Source organism: Desmonostoc vinosum, from assembly GCF_059505385.1.
On sequence record NZ_JCACKM010000076.1, the window covers coordinates 1 to 17,877 of the forward strand.

Annotated in this window: 11 protein-coding genes and 1 pseudogene; 5 read left to right on the plus strand and 7 right to left on the minus strand. The window is 43.0% G+C overall.

Features of this window, described 5'->3' with window-relative positions:
* Nucleotides 1–285: 285 nt before the first annotated feature.
* From AC5JMF_RS13265 to AC5JMF_RS13275, 3 genes and pseudogenes are all read left to right on the plus strand, one after another.
* A pseudogene (locus AC5JMF_RS13265) lies at nucleotides 286–1,425 on the plus strand (PAS domain-containing protein); the annotation flags it as partial.
* Nucleotides 1,405–5,364: a PAS domain S-box protein gene (locus AC5JMF_RS13270; RefSeq protein WP_495796211.1), complete on the plus strand. Its 3,960-nt coding sequence runs from the start codon at nucleotides 1,405–1,407 to the stop codon at nucleotides 5,362–5,364. The pseudogene AC5JMF_RS13265 and the gene AC5JMF_RS13270, both read left to right, overlap by 21 nt.
* A gap of 120 nt (nucleotides 5,365–5,484) precedes the next feature.
* Complete coding sequence (locus tag AC5JMF_RS13275) at nucleotides 5,485–5,703, plus strand: RNA-binding S4 domain-containing protein (protein WP_495796212.1); 219 nt, start codon at nucleotides 5,485–5,487, stop codon at nucleotides 5,701–5,703.
* Between the two features lie 1,521 nt (nucleotides 5,704–7,224).
* Here AC5JMF_RS13275 and AC5JMF_RS13280 read toward each other — a convergent pair.
* Together AC5JMF_RS13280 and AC5JMF_RS13285 are read right to left on the minus strand one after the other, a co-directional pair.
* Entirely contained in the window at nucleotides 7,225–9,039 is a 1,815-nt protein-coding gene (locus tag AC5JMF_RS13280) for an iron uptake porin (RefSeq protein WP_495796191.1), read from the minus strand.
* A 118-nt stretch (nucleotides 9,040–9,157) separates the two neighbouring features.
* On the minus strand, nucleotides 9,158–9,454 hold the full coding sequence (locus tag AC5JMF_RS13285) for a hypothetical protein (RefSeq protein ID WP_495796192.1): 297 nt from the start codon (nucleotides 9,452–9,454) through the stop codon (nucleotides 9,158–9,160).
* Between AC5JMF_RS13285 and AC5JMF_RS13290 the strand changes: the two genes are divergently transcribed.
* A complete protein-coding gene (locus AC5JMF_RS13290) occupies nucleotides 9,453–10,883 on the plus strand; it encodes a hypothetical protein (protein WP_495796193.1) in 1,431 nt (476 codons plus the stop codon). The genes AC5JMF_RS13285 and AC5JMF_RS13290 overlap by 2 nt on opposite strands.
* Nucleotides 10,884–10,909: 26 nt before the next feature.
* Here AC5JMF_RS13290 and AC5JMF_RS13295 read toward each other — a convergent pair whose 3' ends face one another.
* The 3 genes from AC5JMF_RS13295 to AC5JMF_RS13305 form a co-directional block, all read right to left on the minus strand.
* Nucleotides 10,910–11,092, minus strand: a complete 183-nt coding sequence (locus tag AC5JMF_RS13295; protein ID WP_495796194.1) for a hypothetical protein — start codon at nucleotides 11,090–11,092, stop codon at nucleotides 10,910–10,912.
* 479 nt (nucleotides 11,093–11,571) lie between these two features.
* On the minus strand, nucleotides 11,572–11,700 hold the full coding sequence (locus AC5JMF_RS13300; protein WP_495796195.1) for a hypothetical protein: 129 nt from the start codon (nucleotides 11,698–11,700) through the stop codon (nucleotides 11,572–11,574).
* A 69-nt stretch (nucleotides 11,701–11,769) separates the two neighbouring features.
* The gene (locus AC5JMF_RS13305) at nucleotides 11,770–11,958 is read right to left on the minus strand and encodes a hypothetical protein (protein ID WP_495796196.1); all 189 of its coding nucleotides are present in this window, start codon (nucleotides 11,956–11,958) and stop codon (nucleotides 11,770–11,772) included.
* Between the two features lie 640 nt (nucleotides 11,959–12,598).
* Here AC5JMF_RS13305 and thrC point away from each other — a divergent pair.
* Nucleotides 12,599–13,690 carry a threonine synthase gene (gene thrC, locus AC5JMF_RS13310; protein WP_495796197.1) on the plus strand — a complete coding sequence of 364 codons (1,092 nt, stop codon included), beginning with the start codon at nucleotides 12,599–12,601 and terminating at the stop codon, nucleotides 13,688–13,690.
* Nucleotides 13,691–14,339: 649 nt separating this feature from the next.
* Here thrC and AC5JMF_RS13315 read toward each other — a convergent pair.
* Nucleotides 14,340–15,671: a DUF7986 domain-containing protein gene (locus tag AC5JMF_RS13315; RefSeq protein WP_495796198.1), complete on the minus strand. Its 1,332-nt coding sequence runs from the start codon at nucleotides 15,669–15,671 to the stop codon at nucleotides 14,340–14,342.
* A 160-nt stretch (nucleotides 15,672–15,831) separates the two neighbouring features.
* A complete protein-coding gene (locus AC5JMF_RS13320; protein ID WP_495796199.1) occupies nucleotides 15,832–17,745 on the minus strand; it encodes a thiamine pyrophosphate-binding protein in 1,914 nt (637 codons plus the stop codon).
* Between the last annotated feature and the right edge of the window lie 132 nt (nucleotides 17,746–17,877).

Below are 17,877 nucleotides of genomic sequence, written 5' to 3' on the forward strand. Positions count from 1 at the left end.
AGGCAGAGACTTGAGTCTCTGACGGTTCAAGTATTTTTGCAAGAAGTCTAATATTTCCCATTCCCTATAAACTCAACCCATAACATTTTATAAAATTACTATTATTTAAGCGAAAAGCAATGATGCTTTGCTGCTATTGGTTCACATTTTGAAATACTAATTCTGGAAAAATAAGTTTCTGAGGATGAGATTGAGATCTATCTCAAGATAAGTTCCTAAAAGCTTCAAACTAGCTTAGGGTATGTATAGTATCTGCAATAAATATTAGTTGCTTAAAAATACTTCATGCCTTATATTAATTACTCTCAGTTACTGCGTTATGGCATTGTTGTACTAATTGTTGCAACTGCATTTGCATTAATGTTGCTGCTAAATCCTGTGCTAGGCATGAGCAGAACACCTTTTATGCTGTTTTTTAGCGCTGTAATGGTGAGTGCGTGGTGTGGTGGTCTGCAATCAGGTTTGCTGGCAACTTGCTTATCTGCTCTGCTGAGCAATTACTTTTTTCTCGGTTCAGCCAATGAACTAACTTTTGACTTATGTAATTTGGTACGAGTTGGGTTATTTGTAGTGCAAGGAGTACTCTTTAGTATTCTGTGTGAAGCATTAAAGACTAAGCAACAACAAATTGAGGTAAATCTCCAACAGATCAAAGTCAGTGAAGAAAGATTTCGCTTAGCATTAAGCAGTTCTGATATCGCTGTTTTTCAGCAGGATCGGGATTTGCGGTATAAATGGATTCATGATCTCCAAGGTAGAGAAACTACTGAAGAAATGCTGGGCAAGTGTGATGATGATTTATTTCCAGCATCGGTGGCAGAGCAACTAACAGCAATTAAGCAGAGAGTACTCGAAAATGGTGCTTCCGCTCGTGAAGAGGTTTGTATCACTGTCGAGGGAGAAGTCCGCTACTATGATTTGCTGATTGAACCGCTTCAAGATGGAGAAAATATTCAAGGTATTACCTGTGCAGTAGTCAATATTACTAAGCGCAAGCAAGCAGAATTAGAAAATATCAGGTTGCATCAAGAACTTCAGCAAGCTGTTCAACAGAAAGACGAATCTCTAGCGCTGCTCAATGCTTGGCTTGCCAGTTCACCAGTAGGACTGGCTTTTCTAGATACAGAACTGCGTTACATTCATATTAACGAAGCTTTAGCAGCCACTAATGGCGTACCTCAAAGTCAACATATTGATCGCACCTTTAAAGAAGTATTACCTGCATGGGCGGCAGAGATTGAGCCAATCTTTGAGCAATTAATGCAAACTAAGGAGCCATTACTTAACCAACAAGTGAGTGGTGAGACTTATCCGTCTGGGGTGTATCGTTATGGTCTTGTGAGTTATTACCCAGTGTGTTTAGCGGATGGACGATTGCTGGGAGTGGGCGTAACTTCTATTGATATTACTCAACTCAAACAAACCGAGCAAGCATTACGGGAAAGTGAAGCAAAGTTTCGCAGTGTTGTTGAGTCAAACATGATTGGCATTGGCTTCTGGGAGAGAAACGGCAAAATTACAGAAGCTAATGATGCTTTACTGAACATGATTGGTTATACGCGTGCAGAATTGGTTAATGGCACAGTTAACTGGCAAGACCTAACTCCCGCTGAGTATCAGCAACTTGATGAGCAAGCAATTGCTCAATTTCAAGACAGTGCTTTTTGCACTCCTTTTGAGAAAGAATATATTTGTAAAGATGGCTCACGTTTGCCGATTTTGATAGGTGGTAGTCACTTTGAAGGAACTTTAGAGCGAGGAGCCTTTTTTGTTCTCGATATTACAGAACACAAACAAGCTGAAGAAGCATTGCGTTATGTTGCTCAAATTAGTAATACACTTGCGACTTCCCTAGATTATGAAGCAACTCTAGAACAAGTTGCGAAAATATCAGTTCCCCAACTAGCTGATTGGTGTAGTGTCAATATTTTAAATGAAGATGGCTCTATTCGTCGCTTGAGTGTTGCTCATGCAGACTTATCATCAGCAGAGTGGGCAAGTCAACTACAGCAGTATACACCAGACCTGAATGATGGCAGTGCGATCGCCAGAGTCCTGCAAACTGGGCAAAGCGAATTAATTCCAGAGAACCCCAACTTACTGCTAGTGGATGGTGAGCATCAGCAGCTGGGAATTAAATCTGCCATGATTGTACCGTTGGTGGCACACCAGCGCATACTCGGTTGCATTTCCTTTGTCAGTGCTGCATCAGACCGTTGCTACAATCAATCTGACTTGGCTTTAGCGATGGATATTGCCCACCGTGCAGCTTTAGCGATGGAAAATGCCCGACTTTATCAAGACATCCACCAAGCTTTAGTACATTACGCCGAATCATTATCTCTTTTAGATGCACTGTTAGCAGCGGCACCTGTTGCTGTCTGCTTTCTAGACCGAGAACTGCGCTATCTCCGCATTAATCAGGTATTGGCTGATATTAACGGTTTGACCATTGAAGAACATCTCGGACGGAAAATTCAACAAGTGTTACCAGAGATGGCGACTGAGTTTGAGCAACAGCTACAACGCGTATTAGATACAGGTAAGCCCTTGCTCAATGTAGAAATCAGTGGTGAAGCACCGGGAAAACCTGGCACGAACGGTTATTGGTTGGGCAACTACTACCCAGTTCATAATACACTGGATGAAACCATAGGTATCGGCATAATTTTGGCAGAACTAACAGCGCTCAAGCAAGCCGAAACGGCTCTGCGCGAGAGCGAAGAAAGATTCCGAGCCATGTTCGACCAAGCAGCCGTTGGTATTGCTCAGGTAGCATTGGATGGTAAATTCATTCAAATTAACCCTGCCTTGTGCGAGATCACCGGGTACAAATATGAAGAATTAATCCAGATGAACTGCCAACAAATTACTCATCCCGATGACTTGGAAGCTGATTTAGTCAATGCTCAACGAGTTTTGGCAGGAAAAATTAATGGTTATTCTCTAGAAAAACGCTACATTCGCAAAGATGGCTCACTCATTTGGATCAACTTGACATCATCAGTGGTTCAAGATGCTCATGGACAACCGAAGTATGCAGTGGGCATTATTGAAGATATCAGCGATCGCAAACGAGCAGAAGCGGCACAACAATTTTTAGTAGAAGCCAGTACCTTAATAGCCGCCTCATTAGATTATGAAGCCACCCTGACTGGCGTGGCTAATTTGGCAGTTCCCACACTAGCTGACTGGTGTATTGTAGATATTTTCCTACAAGATTGGTCAAGTAAACAGATTGCCCTGGCAACTGCCGACCCCATAAAACGCCAAACTTTGATTGAAATCCGACGACGCTATCCACCAAAAAGCGGTGGAGAACATCTTGTAAAACGTCTGCGGCAAGGAAAAGCTGTATTCCATACCAATTTTTCTGACCAAACTCTGGTACAGATGGCTCAAAACGCCGAACATCTGCAATTGCTGCGAAGTTTGGGGATCTGTTCTTTAATGGTGATTCCTCTACGTTCTCGTGGGCAACTATTCGGAGCAATATCTTTTTTCAGTGCCGAATCAGGCCGTCATTACGAACAAACAGATGTAGCTTTAGCTGAAGACATCGCTCGTCGTGCAGCAACAGCAATTGATAACGCTAGGCTATATCAAGAAACTCAGCAGGCAAAACAAGCAGCAGAACAGGCTGTCAATCGGATTGCGCTTTTACAAAGAATCACCGCTGCCCTCTCGGAAGCGTTAACTCTCCAACAAGTGGCAAACGTGGTAGTAACTCAAGGAATTGCGGCTTTGAATGCTCAAGCCGGTTTTGTCGTCTTACTAGCTGAGGACGAAGTTACTTTAAAACTAGTGCAAGCAGCGGGCTATTCACAATATTTTATAGATACTTGGGCAAGTTTTTCTCTGAGTTGTTCTATCCCTTCAGCGGAAACAGTCAGAACTGGACAGCCAATCTTTATCGAAAATCAAGCCGCTTGGGTTGCCAAAAAATATCTCGATTTTCCCAGTCAAGAGGGAAATTTTGCTTGTGCTTCTATTCCTTTGGTGCAAGAAGGTAAGATCATTGGGGCATTGGAATTCAAATTTGCGATCGCCCAAACATTTAACGAAGAAGACCAGAGATTTATCTTGACTTTAGGGCAGCAGTGTGGACAAGCGATCGCCCGCGCCCAACTTTACGAAGCCGAACAGACAGCACGCGCCGAAGCCGAAACAGCCAACCGCATCAAAGATGAATTCCTCGCAGTCCTTTCTCATGAACTGAGAACACCCCTCAATCCCATCTTGGGTTGGGCAAAGTTGCTCAGAACCCGCAAGCATGACCAAGCAACTATCACCCGTGCTTTGGAGACAATTGAGCGCAACGCCAAATTACAAACTCAACTAATTGAAGATCTATTAGATGTTTCGCGGATTTTGCAAGGTAAACTCAACCTCAAAATTTCTACCGTCGATTTGAGAGCAACAATCACCAACGCCCTCGAAACTGTCTGCCTAGCAGCAGAAGCCAAATCAATTCAAATTCAAACAGTGCTAGGCGATAATATCATACAGGTAATGGGAGACGGCGATCGCTTGCAACAAGTAGTTTGGAATCTGCTCTCAAATGCCGTCAAATTCACCCCGTCAGGCGGACGAGTAGAAGTGCGATTATCAACACTCAGCGACAACGGGGATGGCTCCCCAAAACCACACTCATCTACTCAGCACTCAGCACTTAACTACGCCCAAATTCAAGTGATTGATACAGGCAAAGGCATCAGCAGAGCCTTTTTGCCTCACGTCTTTGAGTACTTCCGACAATCAGATAGCAAGACAACTAGAGTATTTGGCGGACTGGGATTAGGGCTGGCGATCGTGCGCCATTTGGTGGAACTTCATGGTGGTACAGTTCATGCCGAAAGTCCTGGTGAAGGAAAGGGGGCAACCTTCACAGTCAAGTTACCCTTGCTCAAAAATTCTCACTTAGATATTCCAAGTGCAGAGTCTCCTGATTTAGAAACTAACAACGCAGATTTATTTCTCTGTGGAGTTAGAATTTTGCTTGTGGAAGATCAGGTTGATGTACGAGAGTTTTTCTGCTTCGTTTTGGAAAAGTATGGGGCGACAGTAACGGCAGTCGCATCTGCAACCGCAGCACTAGAAGCATTAGCCCAGTCTCAGCAGGATGTTTTATTAAGTGATATTGCAATGCCATTAATGGATGGCTATACATTGATCCGTGAAGTGAGAAAATTACCACCAGAACAAGGCGGACAAATTTTAGCGATCGCTTTAACTGCCTACGCAGGAGAAATTGATCAAGTCCAAGCATTAAGCGCAGGATTTCAAAAACACGTTCCTAAGCCTGCCGATCCCATAGAGTTAGCTAAACTAGTTGCCAATCTTATCGGTCGTCATCAATCATAATTGCAAAGAAGGGAACGCTTAACAGGCTTTGACTTCTCTTGTCGGAGACGCTACGATTCGCTTACTTACGCTTTGGGGTACGTTCAGCCCACGGAGAACGCTTAACAGAGAACTTTTTCAATAAGTGGCAACATGATTAAACTCGACCAATTTTTAAAATTAATAGGTATAGCCCCAACTGGAGGACAAGCCAAACTGATGATCATTGATGGTAATGTTAAAGTCAATGGCACAGTTGAAACCCGACGAGGACGGCAGTTAGTCTCAAGCGACCAAGTAACAGTACAAGGGCAAACTTTTCAGGTTGGCGATGTCCTTGAACAAGGGAACAGGGGATGAGGGAGACGAGGAATTGATGAGGACGCGGAGACGTTTGGACGCGGGGACGCGGGGACGCGGAGAGTCCCCATAACTAAAGCTAGGGGATTCAAGCAAGGAAAACATTTTTTGCCTCCACGACTCGCATTCGGGGGCTTTTGACCAGCGCTTCGACCTTGAGAAGGGTCGCGTCCGCGTCTCCCCTTCCCCGCGTCTTTGCGTCTTCTTGGTAAAAAAGCTGGGGAGGCTGTTGATGCCCAGAAAGCCCAAATGACCGTAACCCAAATCTTGACGGCTGGACAAGTCTAAAAAATTTCAAAGTTTATTCTTTGGCATTTTGGCAACTTTCGACTGTAGTCTTTTGATATCTTGCAGAAATTACCAAGATGTTTTTACCTGTTATACGAAGGACGGGTTTAATCCCGTCTTTTTTGTTGATATCTATTTGGCATTTTGGCACAACATTACAATTTATCTATGATATTTTGATCTAAATCGCAAATATTAGATCTCTTGCAAAAGTCCTTCTTTGCGTTCTCTTCTCTGCGTCTCTGTCTTGAAAAGTTTCCTACGGAGGGAAACCCTCCTTCTCCTGACGGAGACGCTACGCGAACAGAACTTTTCGCTGCGCCTCTGCGTGTTAGCGTTCGCGAAGCGTCTCGTAGAGAAGCGGGGCGTAGCCCAACAAAAAAAATATTTATGTAAGAGGTCTATTGAATTGCTTTTAAACTTTATTTATTAAGCCCATTCGAGGGGGGAATTCTTAACAGGGAACATAAAAAAGAATTAGCCCCAAATATAGGGGTTAAAGCCTCTGTATTTATTTATAAAAAATTCAAATCCCCTAATTTTAATTATGGGGATTTCTCTGTTGCCTGTTGCCCGTTAAGAGTTCTCCCTTAATACCAATTCACGAAAATCTTGATACAAATACAGACGGTGTAGAGACGCTTCAAAAGCGCGTCTCTACAAAATTTATGTGTATCGCCATTAATGTGAAATGGTATAAGAGGTTGTTTGAAAAGTCTAAATTAATACTAGCCCCGACGATTAGAAATCGCGCGTCAGTTGCTTTAAGTCGGCAAAGCCGACAACACTTGCTTAAACGCTCTTAACCCGCGCAACGCAGTGTTTCCCCAATGCACTGCCTCAGCAATGCAATGTTTTTACCAAAGGATTTGTCCGAATTCTTTATCAAATCACTATGACTAATCTGATGATTCACGAAAGATAAAGAAATAACATGTTATCAGGTTTTAAGATACTTGGACACATCCTATAGGAAGATGACCTAGGAAAATAATCATGAGTAAATTAATTCGGGATGTTGTTATGCACTGGATTTATATAGAGGTTTGGTGGTGAGCCAAACCTTTTTTTATTTATCGAAACAATCGGGTCTAAAACCGGACTTCGTCCAAAGTTTTTGCAGTGGCATATAAATCCCCGTTACAAAAACAGCCTCCTACCTCCTGCCTTCGTTAAATTGGGTTGGGCTACCCTGTAAGAACGCTTAACACACCTTAATCCCTAGTCTCTTTCTCAAAAACTAAAGCTACCCCGCAAAATACCAATAGTTATTGAGTCATTATCTGGTGTATGACCAGGCTCTAAAATATAGATCATGCCAGGTGTAATGCTAATGTTATCGCTTAACTGAAAACGATAAAATGCTTCTATTTGAGTAGTGGTTCCCGGTTGTCCTCCGGCACGACCTAAACCTGTATTCACAAAGTCAGGGACATTATTTCCTACAGGTAAATCGCTACTAGTAATTTTAGGAGGTTGCCCGACATAAATTCCTCCCAAATTTCCCCTGGCAAATAAATCAGGGAAATTCAGAAACACCATATAATTCGTCGTTTCTACATTTCCCGATCGCCCAGGAATGTGAGACTTAGTATAACCACCCCATGCCCCTAAAGTAATACGCGGTGAAATTTGCCATGTTACAGTTGCACCAACAGCATTCGTTTGTAGGGGTGCTGATTTTCCAGTAGTGGTATTAACCGCAGTGAGGCATTCATCGCCTACGAAAGTCAGTAAACAACCATCCGATGAGTAATTATTCACGTAATACAAACTGAAATCTACAGCATCAGTAGGTGTTAACAGCAGTTGTACACCTGTAGTGGTATTACCATCAAACAAACCGCTACGCAGACCTGGATTACCTGGACTGTAACTAGCATAAATTGCCTGCAAACTAGCGCGTCTAGCAAACTGCCAATCAATAGCAATCCCAGCATGACCATATCCCATATTTAAGATTGGGTTTCTTTGAGCAAAATAAGACAATGGCCCTGTTGCTGCACTTTCTACCCGATTTGGGCCTCGGAAAGCAGACGGCATACTCACGCCTTCTGTTCCTACCATCAATGCTAGGTTATCTGTGACTAACCAGTGATAATTCAGATCACTAATGATTAAGTTATCTGTAGTAAATTCGTAGCCAAGTAACACGTCATTCCGAGAAACAGTATTGTTAAACCTGGGCGCACTAGTACCGTTGCCAGATAAAAGACCTGTAAACAGGTAGCTGCGGGGAGTAATTTGGCTAGTTAAATACAGCTGTGCTAGAGATATAACACTAGTGTTTATGCCCGCATCATCTGTATCTTTTGTACCATCTCTAGGATTAACATCACCCCGATTCTCATTCCTTCCTTGAATCCCAACGATTAGTAGTCCGCTAAGTTTAGTGGTTGCAGAAAATTGGTTAGCTGCGATTTCAGCAGTTTGCGTTGTTAAACTATCTACACGGCCTTGTAAAGTTGTTAATTCGGCGGCAAATTCTGCTTGTAATTTTTGTAAAGTTGCTAAATCTTCACGTGTGACTAAATCATTGGTAGTTGTGGCGATTAATTCATTAATTTTATCCAAGCAAGCATTTACGCCGGCGGCAAATTCATAGCGTGTTAAAGGACGATTCCCACGATAGGTACTATCGGGATAACCTGCTATGCAACCATAACGTTCCACCAAAGACTGCAATGCACCAAACGCCCAATCTGTAGGTTGTACATCCTGGAGTTGAGAAACCGATGTGACTTGCGCCATCGGGTTATCGGTCGGTTCTTCTGTTGAGGAAAGGGGGAAGGAGGGGGATGAGGGAGATGAGGGAGATGCACTTCTCCTGTCAAAGACGCTACGCAAACGGCTTTGCTCAGTGACCGGGGATGAGGGAGGATTTAAATTTATACTTTCTGGCGTTTCTATATTTGTTGATTCTTGAGTAGTATTTGTAACCGTGGGAATTGCGATCGCCTTCTCAAAAACTCCATTGAATCCCGCAATTAGTAAACATGCGAGTATTGCGTTTTTGCTATGACTACGGCTAATATATCTACCTTTCAAGATTCTATACTCTACTTACGCACACTTAAGTCAAGAGTGTATTCTCAGTCATCTTGATTTTACATGCGGGTATTTACGTATTTTGTACCAAATTAGACCTAAATAACTCTAGGCAACTTTACAAAGCGCGAGTATAACAGGGAATGGGGGATGAGGGAGATGAGGGAGATGAGGGAGATGAGGGAGATGAGGGAGATGAGGGGGATGAGGGAGATGAGGGGGATGAGGGAGATGAGGGGGATGCGGGGACGTGGAGAATAATCAATGACAATCGCCAATCGCCAATCGCCAATCGCCAATCGCCAATCCCCAATCCCCAATCCCCAATCCCCAATCCCCAGTCCCCAGTCCCCAGTCCCCAGTCCCCAGTCCCCAGTCCCCAATCGCCAATCGCCAATCCCCAATCCCCAACCATGGTAAACCGCCCGCGCAAGCTGACGCCAAAAGCTTCTAAACTAAAAAAACCTCTCAAACGTGTTGCTAAAAAACCTCCAAATCAGCGGCAATGGCGAAGTAAGTTGTCGTCGATGTTGGCGATCGCTATTTTGTTGAGTAGTGCTAGTTTAGTTATGGCTTGTGTTTGGTTTAGCGTTCTTTTAATCTCGAACCCAGCACAACTTAGCTGGTTAAATAAAGTTTTACCAGAATGGGCACAAATTCCCCTCAGTAACTACGAACATCCCCAAACTCTCGGCGAAATTCAAGATAGTCTGAATCAACAAAAACTAGTAGCCGGAGAAACCCTACCTCTAGAGGAAAATACTGATAAATCTTTTTTATTACCAGTTTTTCAACAACGGGCTAACTGTCAGGCTGATTGTCGAACACTTGTTGAACTCAGGGTTTATCAGCATTCACCAGAATCAGAACGGCAATCTCGCTCGGAAAAATACTATTATTTAGCAACTAAACAACCAATAATTGGGCCAGAAGAATCCTTTGTGGTTGCTCCTTTAGTCAAGGCTAAACCAGAACACCAAGATACTAATATTTCTTTACCATTAACTGAAGTCAAGCGCTTTGAAGACAATACACCCGCTGCGGGAGTTTGGTTTTATTTGCGCGGTCAGCACCAACAGGGAACTAATGCGATCGCCTATGGTCACATCGTATACTACAATCCAGAGCGCACTAACTTACAACAAATGGTTTCCTGGACAAGCCCTAATGGACAATTACCCAGATGGCAGCAGGTAACTGATAGTACTACAAAAGAGTTAGTTGTAGATCAAACAGTAGGTTTAGAACCGCATCTGGTGATTTATCAAGTCAAATCGACCAAGTTATTTCTCAATCCCCTACAATTAGAAGCTATTACTCTTCAACCATCTGCTTTTAACAATCCCGGATACCAAAATTCCTTAATCATTGCCCGTAGCGGACTGTGGACGCCAGCCTTTGAGTGGTTGAAATTTGTGCAAAAACAGCGAAAGGGAGTGTTGCCAAAAGCAGTGCAGACGCAAATGGATTTGATTCGCCTACACTCCCAGCTCACCCAAACCCAAGCTGAAAAAAATTGGGCAAGTCCTAGTCAACAAGTACTAGCAGACTTGATTGATGGTCGCTGGCAAAAAGCCTTACAAGTACTAGAAGCATCACCACATAATGCTCAAGAAGTAGCTACTCTACTCAAAGCTGATGATGGCAGGCTGTGGAATCGCACAGCCGCAGCGTTGCGTGTGAATCCCAATAGATTAGAGGTACAAGTTTGGGCAGCCTTGATTTTAGGGGTTCAGCGAGGAGAAGAACATGCTAGTTCTTGGTTGAAGGCACAACCAAAAATTACAGCAGAGAACCTGATTTATGTTCAAGGCCTACTCAAACGATTTAGAGGGAACTCTTAACAGTGGGGAACAGGTACCCCCTTGAGCTAAGACGCATCAGTTGAACGTTGATGCTGTTGGTTTTGCAACTTTTGCAAGAGTGAGTCTATTTCTGCTTGCAAATCTATCAATTTGGCTTGCTGAGCGTCTTGATAGTAGCACTTAGTAAGACTGCTAACCACAAGAGCTTGAGACTCGCGATTAGAACCAGTAGGTATGCAGGTAGTCATCCTAATACAATCCACAACTCAACTAACGAAAACGTATCAAACTATTGGTATTTCATTAATTTTACGGGGTTGCTAGATCCCCACTTTTTCAAAAACTCAGGGATCTGATCACAGCTAACCACTCGAAACTAATGACATGAACCACCAGTAGTGTGACACACTATGGTGCGAATAAAGTTCCTGTGGTACGGGTATTTTGCCCGCTAGAACGAGCCAGACGCCATTAGTGTCAACTTAAGGTAGAACCGATGTCCCGCAAGGAACTGAAGTTCCTTGCTGATAGCAAAAGTCATCTGAAGATGACTGAATATCCCCCAAGATTTTGAGTCTACTTCAGTAGACTTGAGCTATTAGCCAGAGAATTTATTCTCTGGCGGGTGAGGAAGCCAATACCAAAACTATTTCTAGCTTCAGTTGACACCAATGGTCAGACGCCCATCCCAGACTGACTGAATATCCCTCAAGATTTTGAGTCTACTTCAGTAGACTTGAGCTATTAGCCAAGAAATAAATTTCTTGGCGGGTGAGGAAGCCAACACCGAAGCTATTTCTAGCTTCAGTTGACACCAATGGTCAGACGCCCATCCCAGACGAGAATCATCATACACCCATTTAGCTGTGTCACTTTACTAGAATTCACGTATGGAAATAATTGCAATTGCGATCGCACAACCAACTTAATTTTCTGGCTTGGCAGTAGCTAGATTTTGCTGCTGATTTTGCAACTGCTGCAACAGTGAGTCTATCTCTACTTGCAAATCTCTAAGTTTGGCTTGCTGAGCGTCTTGATAATAACACTTAGTCAGATTGCTGACTAGTAAAGCCTGGGACTCGCCATTAGAAACGGTAGATGTACAAGTAGTCATCGTAATATTTTGATCCACAACTCGATTTACTAAAACGTATCAAACAAGCATCTAATTCTCGGAGGAAGCAGTGACAGAAGTTAAAAAAGATTCAACTTCATGCTACGTATCTACCTCATAAACGTGCTTGACCACATTTTTAAACTGCTACACTTTGTCATCATGCAAGGTATCACAGAGTACAAAATTGTTAAAAGTAAATTTTTATCTTATTCATCATAAAACTAAACTTACTATCTTTTAATAATTTCAGGTTTTTTCTATGAGCAGACCTAGTATCAATCTCAAAAGCCTATCCAGTAAGTATTTCACAATCTAAAATTGATACAAGTTATGCTGAAGCAGCGTTCTTGCTGTCATTGTTTAACCGAAATTTCCATGATTATTTCTGGAAAATAATCGTCTTTAATTTACAACATATTTTGTTGAACTTGTCAACAGTCATATCCTAAGATAGTATCAAGAATGTGATTTTAAGGTAAGCAAACCATTGTATACTTGCAGTCACTGAGTTTAATGTGTTGCCAGGCTGGTGATTTCAAGACTGCGATTGCAATGGCTGTGTTCCATTCAAGGGACTAGAGACTAAAATCTCTACCCAGTACCCAATACCCATCTTTAGTTAAGAAGTTTTAATCCCGTGACCTTGAGCCTGTCTGCTGCTAAATCTTATCGCCAACCTTGGCCCGGACTGATAGAAGCCTATCGTGAGTATTTGCCTGTCAGTAAAGAAACACCTGTTGTCACTTTGTTGGAGGGCAATACTCCTTTGATCCCGGTGCCGGCGATCGCAGAACGCATTGGTAGACAAGTACGGGTATTTGTCAAATATGACGGTCTTAATCCTACTGGGAGTTTTAAAGACCGGGGAATGACAATGGCGATTTCTAAAGCAAAGGAAGCAGGGGCAAAGGCCGTGATTTGCGCTAGCACGGGCAACACCTCCGCCGCCGCCGCTGCCTATGCCCGCCGTGGAGGCATGAGTGCTTTTGTACTGATACCTGATGGTTATGTAGCATTGGGCAAATTAGCACAAGCTTTGCTCTATGGGGCAGAAGTCCTAGCAATTAAAGGTAATTTTGACCAAGCACTAGAAATTGTTCGCGAGATGGCACAAAGCTATCCCATAACTTTGGTGAATTCGGTCAACCCCTATCGCTTAGAAGGACAGAAAACAGCAGCATTTGAAATTGTTGATGTCTTGGGTAATGCCCCAGACTGGCTATGTATTCCCGTAGGCAATGCAGGGAATATCACAGCATATTGGATGGGATTTTGTCAATATCATCAAGCCGGAAAAAGCGATCGCCTCCCCCGGATGATGGGATTCCAAGCCGCAGGTGCAGCCCCTTTGGTAAGTGGTCAACCAGTAGCACATCCAGAAACCATCGCCACAGCGATTCGCATTGGCAACCCTGCGAGTTGGGAATTAGCTATCGCTGCACAATCAGCCAGTATGGGTAGTTTCAATGCCGTCACTGACGCCGAAATTCTCGATGCTTATCGACTTTTAGCAGCATCAGAAGGCATCTTCTGCGAACCGGCCAGCGCTGCCTCTGTAGCTGGGCTATTACAAGTCAAAGACCAAGTTCCCACAGGGGCAACAGTAGTTTGTGTCTTGACTGGTAATGGTTTGAAAGACCCAGATACAGCAATTAAACACAATCACAGTAAGTTTAAACAAGGTATCGCAGCAGAATTGAAGTCAGTAGCCGAGGCAATGGGATTTTAGAGGTTGTATAAAATTCGCTGCTACACAAGCGAAGTCCACCTCGTGGATTAAATAATTCGTAATTCGTAATTCGTAATGACGCGACGCTCCTGTGTCGCTCTAAGCGAAGCTATGCCGCAGGCTTTACGCTGACGCTCGTACCGACGCTCGATGACTCGCTAACGCTACGCTATCGCTACCGCTGACGCTCGTATCTCGCTACCGCTTCGCTAACGCTAACGAGGACTCGCTACCGCTGACGCTCGTACCGACGCTCGAGGACTCGCTAACGCTACGCTAACGCTACCGCTGACGCTCGAGGACTCGCTAACGCTAACGCTAACGTAATTAAGTTTTGTAATGGGGATTTAACCCCAACACAAAACTTGTAGGCTATAGAACCGGGGGATTTAAACCCACGGAACTATTTTAAGGTAACGACTTGCAATGTTTATTCACAGTAGGCATGGTATTTACTAAACAGACAGTGTTTAAAAACAATTCAAGATTGTAAACACCTATTGAAGTCGCAACAACCGATACGATGACCACTACAGTAGTAGTCCAAGGCTTGATTTCACGCATAGATTCTTTGTCTTAATTGAATAATCAAATAAACATTTTCTTCCCCCACTTCCCACTCCCTACTCCCTACTCCCCACTCCTGTTGTTAACTTTTTTGAAAACCTTTCGCTGGCTTTTTTTGTCCCTTACTTTTAGACTTAGATTTATTAACTTCTGCTAAAGCATCTTGAAATAAGTTATGTAAATGTATAGGCACACTAGCGATTTCTGGTAACTCTGGTTCAATCGGTTTGTGGAATTCTGACAAAAGTGTATCTAAATCATTAGCAAGACTAAAATCTGGACGTTGTAGAACTGTTTGCAATACCTTTTCTAATTGAATTGGGTACTGTTGTGCTAACCGATGCCAGATATAAGCATTGATACTTTTGTCTTCGAGGTAGTAGCGAATTAGCTTTTCCGCTCCTTCAACGCTCTGCCAATCTTCTGCTGATAAAATTGTTTGTACTTTATTGTATGTTGGTAAAAATATTTGTCCCCAACGCGGATGAGAAAAAGCTGTTACCTGTTCTGCTTTTTTGAGTTCGGCAGGTAAATCAACCTTTGGCATGACCATTTTGCTGTTGCCGCTTTTACCGTGCAACATCTGAGAAACTACATTAGAATCGGCACCAGCTTCTTGTGCCACTGCTTTGATTTCCTCATCTCCAATGCCGGCTGCTTCTGCAACTTCAGCTAGTGATTTAGAAGGATCAATTCCTGCTGATGCTAGGGTTTTCTCGGTGATTAATTCTTGAAACTCGCCTATTTTTTTATTCAGCTGATATCCAGGTAGCGTGATTTCTTCACTACCAAAAAAGTCAATAAACTGTTGATGATATTGTACAACTGATTGCCATGCTTCTTCCAATAAATCTGGAGCATCGCTGTAGAGATGGCTCTTATAATTTTCTTTAAAATTACCAATTGCTACGGCCAGTTTTGGTTTACCCAATTTACCCATCATTGTGTAAGGGCCAGAAAGTATCCAGTAATCAGTAACAGGAGAAATGCGAGTTAAGATAATTTCTCCTAACTTCAACCGAGATATTTCTTGGAGCAGTTGAGCATTATTTGGTTGAACAATATAATTTTTAGCTGTTAGCCAGTTCATTAACTCCAAACCATCAGGTGTGATGTTGGCGATCGCAAATAAACCAATAAAACTATGATGCCAGCTGTTGAGGAGATTACGATCGCTTGGTGATAAATCTGGATGGCTAGCAACAAACAACTCTATTGGGGACTGTTCGTTAACTTTGCCTTCGGTAATAAAGCTATCAATAATTAAGTCTTGCTGTTTATTATCGCCACTACCACGGCGAGACTGTTCTGCTGCATAGGTTTCTAGTGCTTGTGCTAGTTCGCCTTCTGCGTCGAGGACAAAATCAACTAAGGCTTGTTTGAGTTCATGCGATCGTTCTAATATAGCATCCACAAGCAAATCTCTCGTTGCAACAGATGTAGATTATAACGTCCTTGAGGATAAAGATATCTGGCAATAGCTAGATTTCAAAATAAATATTTTTTTATCTCACGCAAAGACGCAAAGAAAGGCGCAAAAGTTCGCGCCTCTGTGTGATCCGGCAAAATCTTAACTATGAAGCCAACTCTTTGACCTTATTCATAATACTCAACGGATCAATACCTTGATGCGGGAACTGTTCCCACAAACCACCGCAACCTTCATGATGAGTACCAAGATAAGCATATTTGGGAGTTAACCCGCGTTCTAATAACCAAGAACCGAAACGACTACCTAATCCAGTTCGACGATTAAAAGATTCAACAACCAGGACGAAAGAAGTTTTACCAATTTTGAGCATCATTTCTTCATCGGTAATATTCAAAGTTGGCTTATTAATCAATCCTACATCTAAGCCTTCTTGCTTTAGACGTTCGACAGCATCAAGCGCACGATATAAGGCATCGCCAAAGCTGATAATGTAGCCTTTTGTTCCTTCTCGAATTACCTCATCTTTCCCAGGAACAAATTTATAATTACTGCCAAATAAATCGTTGCCGTTGTTGTCGAGAATGTTAGGTACTTTAGAACGAGTGGAGAAAATAAACCGCAATCCAGGCTCAAAAAACACAGCTTCTAAACAAGCCTTCATTTGATTGACATCAGCCGGAAAATACAAACTTGTAGAGTAACCATCTTCCAAACCATTATCAGCAAACATATTATTCAAACCGAAATGACAGGTGTTATCTGCCATATCATCTATACCCGCATGAGAAAAATGACAAAGGACGTTGGAGTAGTTCAGCCTGGCCATTGTAATTTCGGAAATACACATTTCGAGAAAGGCGCTGAAGGTGGCAAAAATACCTTGCTTACCCTCAGCCATACCAAATCCCGCAGCCGCAGAAAAGTTACCGCGTTCCATAATCCCAGAAGGGACAAAGATTTCTGGATAGGCATCGTGAATCTTTTTCAAACCACAAGAACCTTCAAGGTCACTATCAATAACTAATACTTTGGAAATGCGCTCTGCTTCACTCATACGATTTAAAATGGCAACTGCCGCATCACCAAATACATTGCGATTAGCTCCCCATTGATGGCTAGAACCAAGAAAAGTATAGGTTTGTTTGGGTTTTTGAATACTTTTGAGATATTCGACAGCTGTTGTGTGTTGACGAGATTCTAAATATTTAATCGCTAGTTCCACTGAAATCACGTCATGTCCGTGATTAGAGCCTTCCAAGCCTTCAATGCCAGGACACATGGGTCTTTTGTTGATTACAGCAACTGGCCCAGGAGTAATTACTGCTTCGCAAAGGCGACGATATAAATCATCTAAGTCTTCGCCATCTCCTGAAAGTACTTTGATTCCGTGACCTTCTAAGGTTTTGGTAACACTATAACCAGGTAAGTATTTAGAAGGATAGCCGGCGATCGTCACATCATTGTCATCAATAATCAGCTTGACATTGAGATTCTGAGCAACAGCCAAGCGTGCAGCTTCAGCATCATTACCTTCTTGCTGAGAACCATCAGAACCAAGACAGAAGACTATTTTATCTGGATTGGCGATCGCTACACCATTGACGTAGGGCCACATATGTCCCAACCGTCCAGAACTGAACTTAACACCGGGAGTTAGCCCTAGTTCAGGATGTCCCGGTAGCCCAGAATGTGCTTCACGATAGCGTAAAAGTTGCTCAGCGTTCAACTCACCATGCAGAACTGCTATGAGATACTGGGTTGCAACTCGATGTCCTGCCTCATCAAAGAAAATCGGCACAAACTGATCTGATACTCCCCGGAAAAATGCATCGAGAATCATCACTTCTGGTACTGTATCGTAAGGGCCACCAGTATGACCGCCCACTCCTCTAGCAGCTCCTGTTGCTGTAAAAAAAACGATCGCATCACGACAAAGTTGTATGTTTGCTTTTAGTATTTCTCGCTGCTCATCTGTGAGAGTGGGATTCGCTGGATTAAGTTTTAGAGGTTTGTAAGCACTGAGTTCGATGGGAAATTGAGTATTAGTAATAGTCATGGTTAATTTCTCGTGGGAATTGGGGACTGGGGACTGGGGACTGGGAATTGGGGACTGGTGACTGGGGACTGGGAATTGGGAATTGGTTATTCTCCGCGTCTCCACGTCCCCGCGTCTTCCTCACTCCCTCAT